The sequence below is a fragment of the Kitasatospora sp. NPDC001683 genome (genome assembly GCF_053596495.1).
This window is the reverse complement of record NZ_JBSFGK010000001.1, coordinates 97,264-114,072: the sequence shown is the minus strand read 5'-3', so window position 1 is coordinate 114,072 and position 16,809 is coordinate 97,264. Positions and strand designations below refer to the sequence as shown.

Genomic DNA, 16,809 nt, shown 5'->3' with positions numbered 1-16,809 from the left:
GGCGGAGGCGGTGACCGCCCCGGTTGACGCCCGGTCAGGGCGTCCGCCCGTCCGGCCGGTTGGCCGGTCGGTCAGCGGCCCAGTCGGCCGCGGACCATGCCCAGCATGGCGTTCATCTCCTCGATCCGCAGGCGCTTCGCGACGAACCCGAAGACCAGCAGCTGGAGGCCGCCGCCCAGGACCACCGACAGCACGCTGCCCGCCCAGCCGCCGAGCACCTGCTGGACCGCCAGGCTGACGCCGAGGCCGACCGCCGCGGCCGGGACGCAGGCGGCGGCCAGCCGGCTGTACGTCTTGCCGATCCGCTTGGTGTCCAGCCCGCCGATCTTCTTCTTCAGCTTCGGCACCGCGACCGTCACTCCGACGGCGTAGGCGAGGCCGTAGCCGAAGGCCATGCCGGTCACCGTCCACTGCGCGGGCAGCGCGACCCAGCAGATCAGCGAGAAGCCGGCCTGGCAGGCGGCCACCCAGACGGTGTTGGAGAACGGCGTCCGGGTGTCCTCGTAGGCGTAGAAGCCGCGCAGCATCACGTACTGGGCCGAATAGGGGATCAGCCCGAGCGCGAAGGCCGAGAGCATCAGGCCGACGTTGGTCGCGTTGTTCAGGGCCGTGCTGCCCCCGCCGACCGCGTAGATCGAGCGGCCGATCGCCGGGCCGAGCGCCAGGAACAGGAAGGCCGCCGGGACCACCGCCACCGCGGTGGTGCGCAGCCCGTACGACAGGTCGTCGCGGACGGCACCGGCGTCCTCGTCGGCCGCCGCCCGGGAGAGCCGGGGCAGCACCGCGCTCATGATCGAGACGGTGATGACGGCCTGCGGGAGCTGCCAGATCAGCAGGGCGTTGGAGAAGGCCGACAGACCGACACCGCCGTGGCCGCCCTGTTCGGCGGCGCTGCCGGCCGCGGTGGCCAGCTGGGTGATGACCAGGTAGCCGGCCTGGTTGGCGAGCACGAAGAAGAAGGTCCACTTGGCCAGCCGGGCCGCCTTGCCCAGGCCGTGGCCGCGCCAGTCGAAGCGCGGCCGGAAGTGGAAGTCCGCGGCGCGCAGGTACGGGACCATCGCCAGCGACTGGACCACCAGGCCGAGCAGGGTGCCCAGGCCGAGCAGCCGGACGCCCTCCGGGGAGATGTTCTCCGGGGTGACCTGGGTGCCGTTGTAGCCGCCGTAGACCCAGATGTACGCGCCGAAGGTGAAGATCACCACGATGTTGTTGAGGACCGGGGTCCACATCATCGCGCCGAACCGGCCGCGGGCGTTGAGGACCTGGCCCATCACCACGTGGACGCCCATGAAGAAGATCGTCGGCAGGCAGTACCGGGCCAGCGCCACCGTGGTGTCGGCACGGGCCGGGTTGGTCATCATCGGGTGCGCGATCAGCTGGACCAGCAGCGGCGCCCCTAGCACCGCCAGGAACACCACGCCGCCGAGTCCGACCATCACCAGGGTGAGCAGCCGACTGGCGTAGGCGGTGCCGCCGTCCTCGTCGTTCTTCATGCTGCGCACCAGCTGCGGCACGAACACCGCGTTGAGCGCGCCGCCGCCGATCAGGATGTACAGCAGGGTCGGCAGGGTGTTCGCCGCGTTGTACGAGTCACCCATGACCGCGATGCCGATCGCGCCGGCGATCACCATGGTCCGCAGGAAGCCGGTGCCGCGGGAGACCAGGGTGCCGGCTGCCATGATCGCGCTGGAGTTCAGCAGGCTGGCGACCTTGCCGCCGCCCCCGCCGGCCGCCGGGGCGGGTTCGGGTGCGGTGGCGGGCTGCGCGGTGTGCTCCGCGGCGAGGTCCGCCCGCGGCTCGACCGCCGGGGGCACCGCGACGGCGGCCACCTGCATGGTGGCCTCCTCCTCGGAGAGCGGCGGGTCGAACTCGATCGGCGGCACGAAGGGGCGCTGCCCGTCCGGGCCGGGGTGCTGCGGCTGCCCCGGGTAACCGCCCACCGGCGGGTACGGCGCGGGGGCGACCGGCGGCACCTGGCCGGCCGGGGGCACCGGCGCGACCGGCTGGACCGGGGCGGGCTGGGGCACCGGCTGCGGGGCCGCGGCCTCGGCCGGGCGGCCGCCGAACAGCGCGTCCACCCCGACGTACTCGGTGGTCTCGGTGTCCCAGGCGGAGTGCGCCGGGCCCGGCTCCCACTGCGGCTGGGGCTGCTCGGCGCCGCCCCAGTGGGCGGCGGCCGGGCCGGCCTGCTGCGGCCAGTCGGCCTGGGCCGGGGGAGTGTCCCAGCCCGGCTGCACGGGCGGCACCGGGGGCGAGAACGGCGTCGACGGCACCGGGGTCGGGTAGCTGCCGCCCTGCGGCGGAAGCTGCGGCGGCACGTCGTACGCGGTGGCCGGCGGCGGCGCCGCGGCGGGTCGCCCGGCCTGCAGGCCGTACGGGTCCTGGCCGTCCTGGGGGTTCCGGTACGCCTCGGCGGCGTACGGGTCCTGGGCGTAGGTGTCGGCCACGTACCAGTCGCCGGACGGCGACTCGGCACCCGGCCGGCTCTCACCGCGGCCCGGGGGCCGCTCCTCGCTGCGCCCGGTCATGTCACCTCTTCGCTGTCGTGGGGGAGGCCGGCCCGGCGTTGCGGGGGGTCGGCGGTATCAAGGACCAACCTTCTCATCACTGGCGGTCCGATCCCGGCCATCCGGGCTGCTGGCGCGCGGTGTCTGCGCGGGACCGTCGCCCGCCGAGCCGTCCGCCGGGTCGTTCTCGGCGGGGCCCTGGGTGCGTTCCGGTGCGGTGGCCCCCGGCTCCTCCGGCTCGGTCCCGGCGGCGCCGTCCGGGCCGTCCGTCGCCGGGCCGTCGCCGACCGGCTGGTCGCCGTCCTCGTGCGGATGCCCGCCGCGGCGCTTGCGCTGGCGGAAGAAGCGCAGCGCGGCCAGCACCAGCAGTACGGCGGCGCCGGCGAAGACGTACAGCACTCCGTTGGTCACCGAGGTGACCTCGACCGTGAAGGTCTTGGGCTCGCCGTACGGCCTCGCGTCGGGGCCGGTGGTCCACAGCTGGGCGGTCATCTGGACCGGGCCGTTGTTGCGCGCCTCCGCGTTGAAGCGCAGGGTGACGCTCTGCGAGGGCGGGAGGACCAGGTCCTCCGGCTTGCCCACCCCCAGCCGGTTCGGCTGGTTGGAGGTGAGCCGCAGCTTCAGGTTGGTGACCGTCTGGGTGAGGTCGTTGCGCACGCTGACCTGGATCTGGCCGGTGTTCCCCGACAGGGTGACCACCTTCTTCGGCGGCACCTGGACGGCGCGGGTGAGCTCCGTCAGGTACCCGCCGACGCCCTTGCGGTAGTCCTCGCCGGCCGACGTCTGGGGGCGCCACTCGGTGGACAGCGAGCGGACCATGGCGGCGCTGAACGGGCCGCGCACCCGCTGGGGCAGGGTGAGCACCCGCATCAGGGTGTCCAGGTCCCACTGGAGCTTGTCGGTGCCGCTCAGGGCGGAGGCCGGCAGTTCGGAGGCCCGGGCCTGGGTCGGGTAGTCGGCGGGCGACGGGACGGTGGTGTTGGCCTTCGGGTCCGGCGCGGACTGGGCCAGTGCGTCCAGCTTCGCCGGGGTCAGCCACTTGTCGGTCGCCGTCTGCAGCGCCCCCGCCAGCACCTTGGCGGTGGCGGCGGTCATCTCGCGCGGCGGCATGACCAGCAGGCCGCGCTGGTTCTGCGGCTGCTCGTGGGTGATCGTGAAGGTCTCGGCCAGGAATCGCTGGGTCGCGTCGGTCTGGTCCTTCGGGTCGCTCAGGTCCTTCTGGAGGAGCGAGGAGACCGTGTCGTCGGCGACCACGGCGCTCTGCCCGTTGCCGATCGGGCGCACCGCGGTCGGCGTGTAGTTCACCGAGTCAGGGTCGGGCATGCTCGCGCCGTTGACCAGCACCAGGCTGCTGCCCGTCTGCCGGGCGAAGCCGGCGATCTGCTGGTCGAGGTAGCCCTGGTAGGGCCAGGCCACGTCGGAGCGGGTGTCCACGGAGAGCCGGCCCTCGACGGTCAGCCGGCCGGCGGTGGCCGCCTTGTCCAGGGCGGTGCCCATGCCGGACAGGTCGGCGCCGTTGTGGGCGATCGAGGCGAGGTCCGGGTCGGCGTACGGCAGCGCGATGACCTGGCTGCCCGACTTGGCGACGGCCGCGCGCAGCTTGTTCAGCCAGGCCTCGGCGGCGGGGGAGGCGTCGTGCTGGACGGTGTTGTCGTCCTTGGCGGACTTGCCCTCGGCCTCGCTGCCCGGCTTCTGCACCCGGTACTTGCCGGTCATCGCGAACGCGGCGTCCAGCAGGTCCGGGTCGATCACCCAGGTCAGCCCGGTCAGCTTGGAACCGGTGTCGACCAGCTCGTACAACCGCCCGCCCGGTGCGAGATCGGTGGCCAGGCTGTCGTCGCGCAGCACCGGGAGGGTCTGGTCGTTGTCGGCGGCGGTCTGCGCGGCCAGCACCGGCGCGTGCACCAGCGGCCAGAGCGTGGTGACCTTCGTCGGCTGGGCCTCGGTGCCGCCGGTGGAGAAGGGCAGGAAGGTGCGGGCGATGCCCAGGGCGCGGTCGCGCGGGTTGTCGTCGGTCGAGCCCCAGGCGTCCACCGCGAGCTCGTAGACGCCGCTCTCGGACAGCCCGAGGTCGCTCACCGCGACGCTCAGGGTGTACGGCAGGCTCTGGCCCGGCTTCAGCTCCGGCAGGGCGTACTGCGGGCTGTCCAGCTCGGTGCCGTCGTCGCCCCTCGGCGTGGTGCGGGTGGCCACGCCCTGGAGCTCGCTGCGCCGTTGCAGGGGCTTGGTGGAGGCCGGTTTGCGGACTGCCGCGTGGGCGCCCTTGAGGGCCGACTTGCCCGCGTTGGTGACGTGGCCGGTGATGGACACGGTGCCGTTGGGGACGGCCAGCTGCGGGGTCACCGACTCGATGGTCAGCGCCACCGGGTACTCCGCGGTGGCCGTGGCGTCGGCGGCCGGGCTGATGTTGCCGCCGGCCGGCAGCGCCATGGCGGGGGCGGCCGTGAACAGGGTCAGGGCGGCCGCGCAGGCGGCGGCGAAGCGGCGGGCCAGGCGGCCCGGGCTCCGTCCGTCGGCGGGACGTCCAGTCCGTCGGTCGGGTGGTCGGTGCGCCCCCAGGCCCGAGTGCCGTGCCGGCTCACTCACTCGTTTCGCCCTCGCCGTTCTGTTCGATCGCTCGCTGCTGATGCTGTCCGTCCGGCGGTGCTGCCGGACGTTCCCCGCTCGACGTTCTTCGCTCGACGCTGTGCGCCACCCTGCTGCCGCGGAAGGTTCCGCCGACGTGGCGGCACGCGACACCGCATCCCCGGTTCCGGTGTCCGCGATCCGTCCACCGGCATGGTAACGATCCAGCCTGGCGTGCAGTGTTGCGGGCTGTGGGGTGAGACGCCCAAAACGCGTGGGCGGTTGACCTTCCGGGGCACGTACCCTTGTGAGCCGTGTCCACTGCCAATGAGCCCACCGCGCGCACCGATCGTTCCAGCACCGCCGTCCAGGCCGTCCCAGGCCTGAGCGAGGCCCAGACCCTGGGGCTGCAAGAGCTGCTGCGGGTGTCGCCGGTGGCCGACGAGATCGCCCGCCGGTTCCAGGCGGCCGGTCACCGGCTGGCCCTGGTCGGCGGCTCGGTGCGGGACGCACTGCTCGGTCGGCTCGGCAACGACCTGGACTTCACCACCGACGCCCGCCCGCAGCAGGTGCTCAAGCTGGTCAAGGGCTGGGCGGACGCGGTCTGGGACGTCGGCATCGCCTTCGGCACCGTCGGCGCCCGCAAGGACACCCCCGAGGGCTCCTTCCTGATCGAGATCACCACCTACCGCTCCGAGGCGTACGACCGCACCTCCCGCAAGCCCGAGGTGACCTACGGCGACACCATCGAGCAGGACCTGGTCCGCCGGGACTTCACGGTCAACGCGATGGCCGTCGACCTGCCCGGCCGCGGCTTCGTCGACCCGCACCGCGGCCTGGAGGACCTGGAGGCCCGGGTGCTGCGCACCCCCGCCACCCCCGAGGAGTCCTTCTCCGACGACCCGCTGCGGATGATGCGGGCCGCCCGCTTCGCCGCCCAGCTGGACTTCGAACCGGCGCCCGAGGTGGTCGCCGCGATGACCGCGATGGCCGAGCGGATCACCATCGTCTCGGCCGAGCGGGTGCAGGCCGAGCTGAACAAGCTGCTGCTGGCCCGGCACCCGGTGAAGGGCCTGCGGCTGCTGGTCGACACCGGTCTGGCCGGGTACGTGCTGCCGGAGCTGCCCGCGCTGAAGCTGGAGCGCGACGAGCACCACCGGCACAAGGACGTCTACGAGCACTCGCTGACCGTCCTGGAGCAGGCCATCGACCTGGAGCAGGACGGCCCGGACCTCACCCTGCGGCTGGCCGCGCTGCTGCACGACATCGGCAAGCCGCGCACCCGCCGCTTCGAGTCGGACGGCCGGGTCTCCTTCCACCACCACGAGGTGGTCGGCGCCAAGATGACCCGCAAGCGGATGCGCGAGCTCAAGTACTCCAAGGAGCTCACCGAGGACGTCTCGCGCCTGGTCGAGCTGCACCTGCGCTTCCACGGGTACGGCGGCGGGGAGTGGACCGACTCCGCGGTGCGCCGCTACGTCACCGACGCCGGGCCGCTGCTGGAGCGCCTGCACAAGCTGACCCGCTCCGACTGCACCACCCGCAACAAGAAGAAGGCGGCCGCGCTCTCGCGCACCTACGACGGCCTGGAGCAGCGGATCTCCGAGCTGAAGGCGCAGGAGGAGCTGGACGCGATCCGCCCGGCGCTGGACGGCAACCAGATCATGGAGCTGCTCGGGCTGAAGCCCGGCCCGCAGGTCGGCAAGGCGTACAAGCACATGCTCGAACTGCGGCTGGAGCAGGGGCCGATGGAGCACGACGAGGCGGTCGCGGCGCTGCGGGCCTGGTGGGCCGGGCAGCAGGGCTGACCGCGACAGCGGCGACGGAACGAGGGGCGGCCCCGGTGCGGGTGCCGCCCCTCGCCCGTGCGCGGGATCACTTCAGGTGCTTGAGGCAGAGCACGTAGTCCAGTGCCGGCCAGTTCGGGTGGGTGCGGGTGTAGGAGCTGTCCGCCTTGGGCTGCTTCTGGCAGGCCTTCTCGTCGGAGGTGGCGAAGTACTTGTAGACCACCTTGTACTGCGCCTTGGAGTCGGTGCAGGGCAGCACGGAGATCTTCGGGTGGTCGTCGCTGGTCCCGTCGTTGCGCAGGCAGTCACCGATCTTGGCGTCGTCCACCGCGTCGGACGGGTCGGTCGGGGTGGCGATCGGCGGCAGGGTGATGCTCGGCAGCGTGAAGGACGGCATCGGGGGCGGCGGGGTGAAGCTGAAGGTGGGCTGCGGCGACGGGGAGAAGGTGACCGTGTTGGTCGGCGTCGACGAGCCGACCGGGGTGCCGTTCTTCGGGCCGATCACGCCGGTGGCGACCAGGATCCCGGTGGTCAGCAGGGAGACCGGCACCAGCAGCATCGCCAGGTGCGGGCGGCTGCTCAGCGGGGCGCCCGGGTCGAGCTGCGGGCCGTGGGTGCCCGGCATCGGCGGCGGCAGCCGCTTGATCCTGCCGTGGGCGCCGAGGTTCATCAGCAGGGTGATCAGGGTCAGCAGCGGCGACACCCAGCTCCACCAGCCCTGGACGAGCGTCCGGGCGGACATGTCGCGCACGGTGGCCGTTCCGCAGGTGTGGCAGAACGGGCCGTGCATCCGCAGCATCCGGAACGCGACTATCAGGCCCTGGTGGCCGCGGACGGTGGCGCGCACGGCGGGGAAGCCCCCGCAGAAGCGGCAGTGCTCCCCGTCCGTCGGGGCCGGAGGGGGGTAGCCGTAGCCGCCGTAGTCGTAACCGGGCGGCTGGGCGCCGTACGGCTGCTCCGGCGGCGGGGCGCTCGGGTAGCCGTACCCGGGCGGGCCCGGCGGGGGCGGTGCGCCGTACGGGCCGCCGGCGTACGGGCTGCCGCCACCGGGCGGCGGGCCGTAGGGCGACTGGGGCGGAGGCGGAACGGACAAGAGGTCCCCCGGAGAAGGATGGCGGCTGGAAGAGGTCAGGATTTCTTCACCGGCGGGTAGCCGGTGGTGGGGGTCAGCGGGCCGAGGCAGAGCACGTACCGCTTCTTGTTCCAACGGCGTCCGCTCTTGCCCGAGACGGTGCTGGTGGTCTGCGGCGTCTGCCGGCAGCGGGTCACGTCGGTGGTGCCGGTGAACTTCGACAGCACCTTGTAATTGGCCTTGGAGTCAGTGCAGTTGACGATCTCGACGTCGCGCGAGCCGCTCACCCGGACGCAGTCGCCGGGCTTGGCGCTGCTCACGTTCGGACCGCTCAGGAAGTAGCCGGCCGCGACCACGACGCAGCCGCCGACCACTCCGACGACCCGCAGCTTGGACCGGACACCGCGCTTGGCGGGCGGTGCCGCGGGCGGCTGGGCGGGTTGCGGGTAGCCGTACGGGCCGGCGGGCGGCTGCTGCCCGTACGGCTGCTGTGCCTGGGGCGCCTGGGCGTACGGGTTCTGCGCGTACGGGTTCTGCGCGTACGGGTTCGGCGGGTACGGCTGCCGGCCGTACGCGGGCGGGGGCGGACCGTACCCGGGCGCGGCGGGTGGCGGCGGCCCGTACGGGCCGGTCGGTGTGCTCATCAGTTCGTCCCCCGAGACCGAGTGCTGTCGTTCCGACAGGTTTACGTACCTTAGCGACTCGGTCGGACGCAATCGGTCCGGAGTCCGTCCGGGATTTCGGGACGAGGTGGTTTCGATTCCGGTACCGGACGGTTTCAGTGACCGCCGCCGGGGAGCGGGCCGGACCGCCGGGCGGCCCGCAGGTAGAGCGCCGCGGCCAGCGCGTACACCCCGGCCACCCCGACGACCACCGTGACCGAGCGGCCGGACAGCGGCAGCACCAACGCGGTGACCAGGGCGGCGGCCACGAAGGCGACGTTGAACAGCACGTCGTAGATGGCGAACACCCGGCCGCGGAACTCGTCCTCGACCGACTCCTGCACCACGGTGTCGGCGCAGATCTTGGTGCCCTGGGTGACCACTCCGAGCAGCAGGGCGGCGGCCAGGCAGGGGATCGGGGCGAAGAACAGGCCGAGCGCCGGGACGAAGACCACCGGGGCGAGCAGGCAGACCGTCATCCAGCCGGCCAGGCCGAGCCGGCGGGTGCACCAGGGGCTGACCACCGCGGCGACGAAGAAGCCGGCGGCCGACAGGCCGACCGCCTGGCCGAGGGTGGCCAGTCCGGCCGCGCTGTCGGTCGGGTCGTTGAAGGTGTACCGGGCGAGCATCACCACGACCACGATCAGCACGCCGTAGCAGAACCGGGCCGCGGTGACGGCGGCCAGCGCGTGCACGGCGGGCCGGCAGTCCCGCACCAGGTGGCGGACGGCGGCGCCGAGTTCGACGGCGGCCCGCTTCAGCGCCTGGCCGAGCGCGGGGTGGTCGCCGTGCCGCTCCGGACCGAGCAGGTCGCGGTCCATCCGACGGGCCGCCAGCGCGGCCGACAGGTAGAGCAGCGAGGCGACGGTGACCAGCGCGGCGTCCGCCTCCGGCCCGGGGACCATCAGCTGGTGCAGCAGGAAGCCGATGCCCCCGCCCGAGGCGGCGGCGACCGTCCCGAGGGTGGGGGACAGGGCGTTGGCGGTGACCAGGGTGTCCTGCTCGACCACCCGGGGCAGGGCGGCGGACAGGCCGGCCAGGATGAACCGGTTGAGCGCGGTGACCAGCAGCGCCGAGGCGAAGAACAGCCAGGTCGGCGCCTGGACCAGGAGCAGCGCGCCGGTGCCCAGCCCCAGCCCGAAGCGGGCCAGGTTGCCGAAGTAGAGCACCTGGCGGCGGCGCCAGCGGTCCAGCAGCACCCCGGCGAACGGGCCGATCACCGAGAACGGCAGCAGCATCACGGCCAGCACCGAGGCGATGTCGGCGGGGGAGGACTGCTTCTCCGGGGAGAAGACCACGTAGGCGGCGAGCGAGACCTGGAAGACGCCGTCCGAGAGTTGGGAGAGGATCCGGGCGGTCAGCAGCCGCCGGAAGTCCCGGCCGCGGAGCAGACCGAGGAGCGTGGCGCGGTGCGCGGACTGGTGGGTGCTGCCGTTCTCGGTGATCGCCACCCGCCCAGAGTGCCACGGAACCGGGCGCCGTTTCACGTGAAACATTCGCTGCGGGAACGTGAAGGGCTCACGATCAGATGATCGTGAGCCCTTCGGAAGAGCTAGGAGCAGTCAGCTCAGCGCTCGACGTTCGACAGTCGCGAACCGAGCTGCGCTCAGCGCTCGACCTCGCCGCGGATGAACTTCTCGACGTTCTCCTTGGCCTCGTCGTCGAAGTACTGGACCGGCGGGGACTTCATGAAGTACGAGGAGGCCGACAGGATCGGGCCGCCGATGCCGCGGTCCTTGGCGATCTTCGCGGCACGCACGGCGTCGATGATGACACCCGCGGAGTTCGGGGAGTCCCAGACCTCGAGCTTGTACTCCAGGTTCAGCGGGACGTCGCCGAACGCGCGGCCCTCGAGGCGGACGTAGGCCCACTTGCGGTCGTCCAGCCAGGCCACGTAGTCCGAGGGGCCGATGTGGACGTTCTTGGCGCCCAGCTCGCGGTCGCGGATCTGCGAGGTGACGGCCTGGGTCTTGGAGATCTTCTTGGACTCCAGGCGCTCGCGCTCGAGCATGTTCTTGAAGTCCATGTTGCCGCCGACGTTCAGCTGCATGGTGCGCTCGAGGATGACACCGCGGTCCTCGAACAGCTTGGCCATCACGCGGTGCGTGATGGTGGCGCCGACCTGGGACTTGATGTCGTCACCGACGATCGGCACGCCGGCCTCGGTGAACTTGTCCGCCCACTCCTTGGTGCCCGCGATGAACACCGGCAGGGCGTTCACGAAGGCGACCTTGGCGTCGATGGCGCACTGGGCGTAGAACTTGGCCGCGTCCTCGGAGCCGACGGGCAGGTAGCAGACCAGGACGTCGACCTGCTTGTCCTTGAGGACCTGGACGACGTCGACCGGGGCCTCGTCCGACTCCTCGATGGTCTCCCGGTAGTACTTGCCGAGGCCGTCGAGGGTGTGGCCGCGCTGGACGGTCACGCCGGTCGGCGGGACGTCGCAGATCTTGATGGTGTTGTTCTCGCTGTTGCCGATGGCGTCGGCCAGGTCGAAGCCGACCTTCTTGGCGTCGACGTCGAAGGCGGCGACGAACTCCACGTCACGGACGTGGTAGTCACCGAACTGGACGTGCATCAGCCCGGGGACCTTGCCGGCCGGGTCGGCGTCCTTGTAGTACTCGACACCCTGCACCAGCGACGCGGCGCAGTTGCCCACGCCCACGATGGCTACGCGAACCGAACCCATTCCGGTTGCTCCCTGTGATCTCATGAGGGCCGTCGGGGTCGACGGCACTCGTCCTGCTTCTTCGATGACTGCTTGTACGGGCGCGAGGCGCCCACTCCTGCCGCGTGGCACAGGGCTGACGCGGTGTCAGCGCTCCTGGGCGGAGCGCCCCGGGCGGTCGTACGGTGGCCCGGACGGGTCGCGGGACCCGGTCTCCTGGCCACGGCCGTCCGAAGTCTTGGGGGGTACGGCGGTGACGTTCCCGTCCGTGGCGGGCCCGGTCCGGCCGGTGCGGTTGGCCCGTTCGGTCTCGATCAGCTCGTTGAGCCACCGGACCTCGCGTTCCACCGACTCCAGGCCGTGCCGCTGGAGTTCGACGGTGTAGTCGTCGAACCGTTCGCGGGCGCGGGCCAGCGAGCTGCGCATCCGCTCCAGGCGCTCCTCCAGCCGGCTGCGGCGACCCTCCAGGACGCGCATCCGGACGGCCCGGTCGGTCTGGCCGAAGAAGGCGAAGTGGACGCCGAAGCGCTCGTCCTCCCAGGCGTCCGGACCGGAGTCGGCGAGCAACTCCTCGAAGCGCTGCTTGCCCTCGGGGGAGAGCCGGTAGACGATCTTCGACCGCTTGCCGTTGAGCGCGGTGGCCGGGACGTACTCGACGTCCGGGTTGTCCTCGACCAGGAAACCCTGGGCGACCAGGCTCTTCAGGCACGGGTAGAGCGTTCCGTAGGAGAGCGCCCGCAGTGCTCCGAGCAGGATGTTGAGCCGCTTGCGCAGCTCGTAGCCGTGCATCGGGGCGTCATGGAGCAGGCCGAGAACGGCGAACTCCAGCACTCCTGAGCGCCTGCCCACTGCCGTCGTCCTCCTTCCCCTTGACCCTCGCTCCGGCCGCTGCATCCGGCGGTATACCGCTTCGATGTATCGGCTCGATATATCGAGAACAGTAAACCCGGCCCTCGGAACGAGCAAGGGGGGCACGCGTGAATGTGATCACAAGCCGACGCGCGGGTGGGGTTGGCAACGGGCATGTAATGATCTGTCGCCGTTTTGCGGTTATTGGCGACTGATGCCCGATTAGTTGTATTTCAGCGCTGCGTACGCTGTCGCGTGTGCACGAGGACCAACCTCCGGGGTTAGGGCGGTCCGGGCATCGGACAGGAACCCTGCCTTCAGGCCGCCAAGGCCTGGCGAGGAGCGGCTGAGAACATGAGCGAGCGACGGCGAAGGACGCCCAACCCGGGCGGTGACGGGCAGCAGCCCCCGGGAGGCGGAGGTCGTCGGGGTGGTCCCGGACCCGACGAGCTGGCTTCGGACGGGCTCGGCCACCGACGCCGACCGGGCGTCCGGGAGACCGCCCAGCAGCCCCGGATGACCCGTGCCGAGATGCGCAAGGCCGCCCAGAAGAAGGGCAAGGGCGGTGGTCGTCGCGGCGGCGCCGACGCCTCCGCCGCGGCCGGCCCCGGCAAGAAGCGCTTCATCGACTACCCGCGCTGGGGCAAGACCGGCGTCCGGCGCTGGCTGCCGTCCTGGAAGCAGTGGCTGAGCGCCTTCCTGCTGTTCTTCGCCACCGGCGTGGGCGTCGTGTTCTACCTCTACCAGACCACCACGGTTCCGCAGCTCAAGGACCTGGTGAAGGAGCAGAACACCATCTACTTCTGGGCCGACGGCACGGAGATGACCCGCAAGGGCGACACCAACCGGCAGATCGTCGAACTGGGCGACATCAGCCCCAACCTGCAGAACGCCGTCATCTCGGCGGAGAACGAGACCTTCCGCACCGACAGCGGCATCGACCCCAAGGGCATGCTGCGCGCCGTCTACAACATGGCGAAGGGCGGCGAGACCCAGGGCGCCTCGACGATCACCCAGCAGTACGTCAAGAACGCCTACCTCAGCCAGGAGCAGACCATCAGCCGCAAGCTGAAGGAATTCTTCATCACGCTGAAGATCAACCAGACGACGGGCAAGGACGACATCCTCAAGGGCTACCTCAACACCAGCTGGTTCGGCCGCAACGCCAACGGCGCCCAGGCCGCCGCCCAGGCCTACTACGGCGTCAACGCCAAGGACCTGAACCTCTGCCAGAGCGCGATGCTGGCCGGTCTGCTGAAGGGCGCGAACTACTACGACCCCTCCAAGCCGGGCAACCACGACCGGGCAGTGGAGCGCTGGAAGTGGATCCTGGACCGGATGGTGATCACCCACAACACCACCCCGGAGGAGCGGGCGAAGTGCACCACCTTCCCCGAGCCGATCGCGCCGAAGGCCAGCTCCAACATGAACGGTGAGATCAGCTACCTGGTCGACACCGCCAACCAGTACGTGATGACCACCGACAAGTCGATCACCCAGCAGATGATCGACAAGGGTGGCCTGAAGATCTACACCACCTTCGAGAAGGACAAGGTCGACGCCCTGAAGAAGGCCGTCGACGACGTCAAGGCCGAGAACCTCGACCCGCAGAAGCGCCCCAACAACGACACCTTCGTCCAGTTCGGCGCCGCCAGCCTGCGTCCGGGGGACGGGGCGATGGTCGCCATCTACGGCGGCGACGGCGTGGAGAACGGCCACTTCGACAACAACGCCAACGCCGGCGGCGTCCAGGTCGGCTCGACCTTCAAGCCCTTCGTGCTGGCCACCGCGATGCAGGTCGGCGTGCAGACCGCGAAGGACGGCGACGGCAAGCCGAAGCGGATCAACGCCGACAGCCGCTACCTCGCCGACGACATGTCCGAGATCCGCAAGCCGGACGGCTCGCTGGTGATCGGCGACGACGGCAAGCCCTACCGGCAGAAGAACGAGGACTCCGGCAAGCGCGGCTACGTCTCGCTGCGGCAGGCCATGCAGTGGTCGTACAACGTGCCCTTCGTCCAGCTCAACCAGGACGTGGGCGGCCCGGCCGTGGCCGACATGGCCGTGCAGATGGGCATCAAGCGGGAGAGCCTGGCCGACCCGAAGACCGCGACCTTCCCGCTCGGCACCTCCACCATCAGCCCGATCCGGATGGCCACCGGTTACGGCACCCTGGCCGCCAGCGGCAAGGAGGCCGAGCCGTACTCGGTCACCAAGGTCGAGGTGGACGGCAAGGAGCGCCCGGGCTTCGGCAAGAAGGACGCCAAGGTGGCGCTGGAGCCGGCCGTCGCCGACAACGTCACCGACGTGCTGGTGAACGTGGCCAAGAACGGTACCGGCTCCAAGACCAACGGCCTGGGCCGCCCGGTGGCCGGCAAGACCGGTACCACCGACCAGAACAAGTCGGCCTGGTGGGTCGGCTACACCCCGCAGCTGGTCACCAGCGTCGCGATGTGGCGCGAGGACCCGAGCAAGCACGACCGGGAGTCGCTCAACGGCACCGGCGGCAAGGAGTCCATCCACGGTGGTGACATCCCCACCGACATCTTCACCCGCTACATGAAGGCCGCGCTGGCCAACGAGAAGAAGATGGACTTCCCAACCCCGCAGCAGGTCGGCACCGAGGTGGACTCCTCGGGCGCGCCCTCCACGGTCACGGCGACGCCCACCCAGACCGCGACGGAGACCCCGTCGGCCCCGGTCCAGACCCAGGCGCCGGTCCAGCAGCCGACCCAGCAGCCGACCCAGCCCACCCAGGGCGGCGGCTGCGTGCCGGGCGTGGACTGCCAGCCCACCCCGCCGCCGACGCACAACCCCAAGCCGACGCCGACGAACACCTGCCTCCTGTTCGACTGCTCGGTGCCGTCGCCGACCAGCAGCACGGGCGGCAGCGGCAAACCCGGCGGCGGCGGCAAGCCGACCCCGACCACCACGCCCTAGCCGGGCGGGCGGCGATCCGGTCCGGCCGGTGAGACACACGGCGGTGGCGGTCCTCCTCGGAGGGCCGCCACCGCCGTTTCGTCACGATTCGCCGCCCGCGCCCCGCCCGCACCGCCGGACCACCGTGGGGTCCTCCTCGTTCCGGCGGATCCGGTGCGGCAGGATGTCCGGCATGACGTCGAGCGATCGTGACGAAACCGCGGGCCCGCAGGGGCCCGGCGCCGCCACCGGGCCCACGCCGGCAGCCGTCGCCGCGGCCGCGCCGGCGACCGACACCGTCGTCGTCCCGGCCGACGAGGACCGGGTGGCGGCGGCCGGCAGCGAGGTGTTCGGCGGCCCGCCCGGACGGCGGGCCCTGCTCGGCGTCTCCTGGTGGATCCCGGTGCGGGTGCTGGCGCTGGTGGTGATCGTGGTCTCGGCGCTCGGCATGGTGCACGACCTGCCCTGCTACGACCAGGCCTGGTTCCAGCCGGGGTCGCCGCAGTACATCCACGCCTGCTACAGCGACATCCCGCACCTGTTCTCCGGCCGCGGCTTCTCGGCCGGGCTGCACCCGTACGTGGACCGGATCCCCGGCACCACGGGGGACCTGCAGTACCTCGAGTACCCGGTGCTGACCGGACTGTTCATGCAGGTCGCGGCCTGGCTGACGCCCGGCGGCGGCACCGAGCAGGCCCAGGAGCAGTGGTTCTGGGCGATCAACGCCGGAATGCTGATGGCCTGCGCCGTGGTCGCCGTGGTCGCGCTCTCCCGCACCCACCGCCGCCGCCCCTGGGACGCGATGCTGTTCGCGCTCTCGCCGGTCCTGCTGCTCAACGGCACCGTCAACTGGGACCTGCTCGCGGTCGCCCTGGCCGCCGTGGCGATGGCCTGGTGGGCCCACTCCCGGCCGGGCTGGGCCGGTGTGTTCATCGGCCTGGCCACCGCGGCCAAGCTCTACCCGCTGCTGCTGATCGGCCCGCTGCTGGTGCTCTGCTGGCGGGCCGGGAAGTGGCGCGAGTTCCGGGTGGTGCTCGGCGGCGCGGTGGGCGCCTGGCTGGTGGTCAACCTGCCGATCATGCTGGCCAACTGGCAGGGCTGGTCGACCTTCTACGTCTTCAGCGAGCACCGCGGCGAGGACTACGGCTCGTTCTGGCTGATCCTGATGCAGAACCGCGGGGTCGGGCTGGCCGACCTCGACCTCTACATCGGCGTGCTGATGGTGCTGGGCTGCGCGGCCATAGCGTGGCTCGGCCTCTCGGCGCCCCGCCGACCGCGGTTCGCCCAGCTGGCCTTCCTGGTGGTCGCGCTGTTCGTACTGGTCAACAAGGTGTACTCGCCGCAGTACGCGCTCTGGCTGCTGCCGCTCGCGGCGCTGGCCCGGCCGCGCTGGCGCGACGTCCTGATCTGGCAGGCCTGCGAGGTGCTCTACACCCTCGGCATCTGGTCCCACCTGGGCTTCGTCACCGGGCCCAAGCAGCACGGGATCGGCGAGACCTGGTACCACTTCGCGATCGTGCTGCACCTGCTGGGCACGCTCTACCTGGTCGTGCTGGTGGTCCGCGACGCCCTCCACCCGGACCGCGACCCGGTGCGCTGGGACGGCAGCGACGACCCCTCCGGCGGGGTGCTCGACCACGCCCCGGACGCGTTCACGCTCGGCACCGCCCGGCACCTGCACGAGGACGAGAGCTACGCCGGACACGCGTCGGCCGGCTCCTTCGAGCAGTGGCTGGAGGAGCCACGGCGGTCGGAGCCGGCCGAGAAGCAGTAGCGCGAG

Annotated in this window: 10 protein-coding genes; 3 read left to right on the top strand and 7 right to left on the bottom strand. The window is 71.5% G+C overall.

All coding sequences use genetic code 11. The annotated features are described in order from the left end of the window. Positions 1-71: 71 nt before the first annotated feature. Both murJ and ACWCYO_RS00505 read right to left on the bottom strand, forming a co-directional pair. Positions 72-2,528 (bottom strand): murein biosynthesis integral membrane protein MurJ, encoded by a 2,457-nt coding sequence (murJ, locus tag ACWCYO_RS00510; RefSeq protein ID WP_449782902.1) that lies wholly within the window; start codon positions 2,526-2,528, stop codon positions 72-74. 57 nt (positions 2,529-2,585) lie between these two features. After that, positions 2,586-5,093, bottom strand: a complete 2,508-nt coding sequence (locus ACWCYO_RS00505) for a DUF6049 family protein (RefSeq protein ID WP_449782901.1) — start codon at positions 5,091-5,093, stop codon at positions 2,586-2,588. A 362-nt stretch (positions 5,094-5,455) separates the two neighbouring features. Between ACWCYO_RS00505 and ACWCYO_RS00500 the strand changes: the two genes are divergently transcribed. Next, positions 5,456-6,880, top strand: a complete 1,425-nt coding sequence (locus ACWCYO_RS00500; RefSeq protein ID WP_270151114.1) for a CCA tRNA nucleotidyltransferase — start codon at positions 5,456-5,458, stop codon at positions 6,878-6,880. A gap of 67 nt (positions 6,881-6,947) precedes the next feature. Here ACWCYO_RS00500 and ACWCYO_RS00495 read toward each other — a convergent pair whose 3' ends face one another. The 5 genes from ACWCYO_RS00495 to ACWCYO_RS00475 form a co-directional block, all read right to left on the bottom strand. Next, entirely contained in the window at positions 6,948-7,952 is a 1,005-nt protein-coding gene (locus ACWCYO_RS00495) for an LppU/SCO3897 family protein (protein ID WP_270145709.1), read from the bottom strand. A 35-nt stretch (positions 7,953-7,987) separates the two neighbouring features. After that, the gene (locus tag ACWCYO_RS00490) at positions 7,988-8,575 is read right to left on the bottom strand and encodes an LppU/SCO3897 family protein (RefSeq protein ID WP_270145711.1); all 588 of its coding nucleotides are present in this window, start codon (positions 8,573-8,575) and stop codon (positions 7,988-7,990) included. Positions 8,576-8,709: 134 nt separating this feature from the next. Then, positions 8,710-10,044, bottom strand: coding sequence for an MFS transporter (locus tag ACWCYO_RS00485; RefSeq protein WP_270145713.1), 1,335 nt, complete (start codon positions 10,042-10,044; stop codon positions 8,710-8,712). Positions 10,045-10,199: 155 nt separating this feature from the next. Continuing rightward, positions 10,200-11,282, bottom strand: coding sequence for an inositol-3-phosphate synthase (locus ACWCYO_RS00480; RefSeq protein ID WP_030278269.1), 1,083 nt, complete (start codon positions 11,280-11,282; stop codon positions 10,200-10,202). A gap of 126 nt (positions 11,283-11,408) precedes the next feature. After that, positions 11,409-12,110 carry a PadR family transcriptional regulator gene (locus tag ACWCYO_RS00475; protein ID WP_270145715.1) on the bottom strand — a complete coding sequence of 234 codons (702 nt, stop codon included), beginning with the start codon at positions 12,108-12,110 and terminating at the stop codon, positions 11,409-11,411. A 516-nt stretch (positions 12,111-12,626) separates the two neighbouring features. Between ACWCYO_RS00475 and ACWCYO_RS00470 the strand changes: the two genes are divergently transcribed. Further along, a complete protein-coding gene (locus ACWCYO_RS00470) occupies positions 12,627-15,050 on the top strand; it encodes a transglycosylase domain-containing protein (RefSeq protein ID WP_270145716.1) in 2,424 nt (807 codons plus the stop codon). 172 nt (positions 15,051-15,222) lie between these two features. Beyond that, positions 15,223-16,803, top strand: a complete 1,581-nt coding sequence (locus tag ACWCYO_RS00465; RefSeq protein WP_270145717.1) for a glycosyltransferase family 87 protein — start codon at positions 15,223-15,225, stop codon at positions 16,801-16,803. The last annotated feature ends 6 nt before the right edge of the window (positions 16,804-16,809 follow it).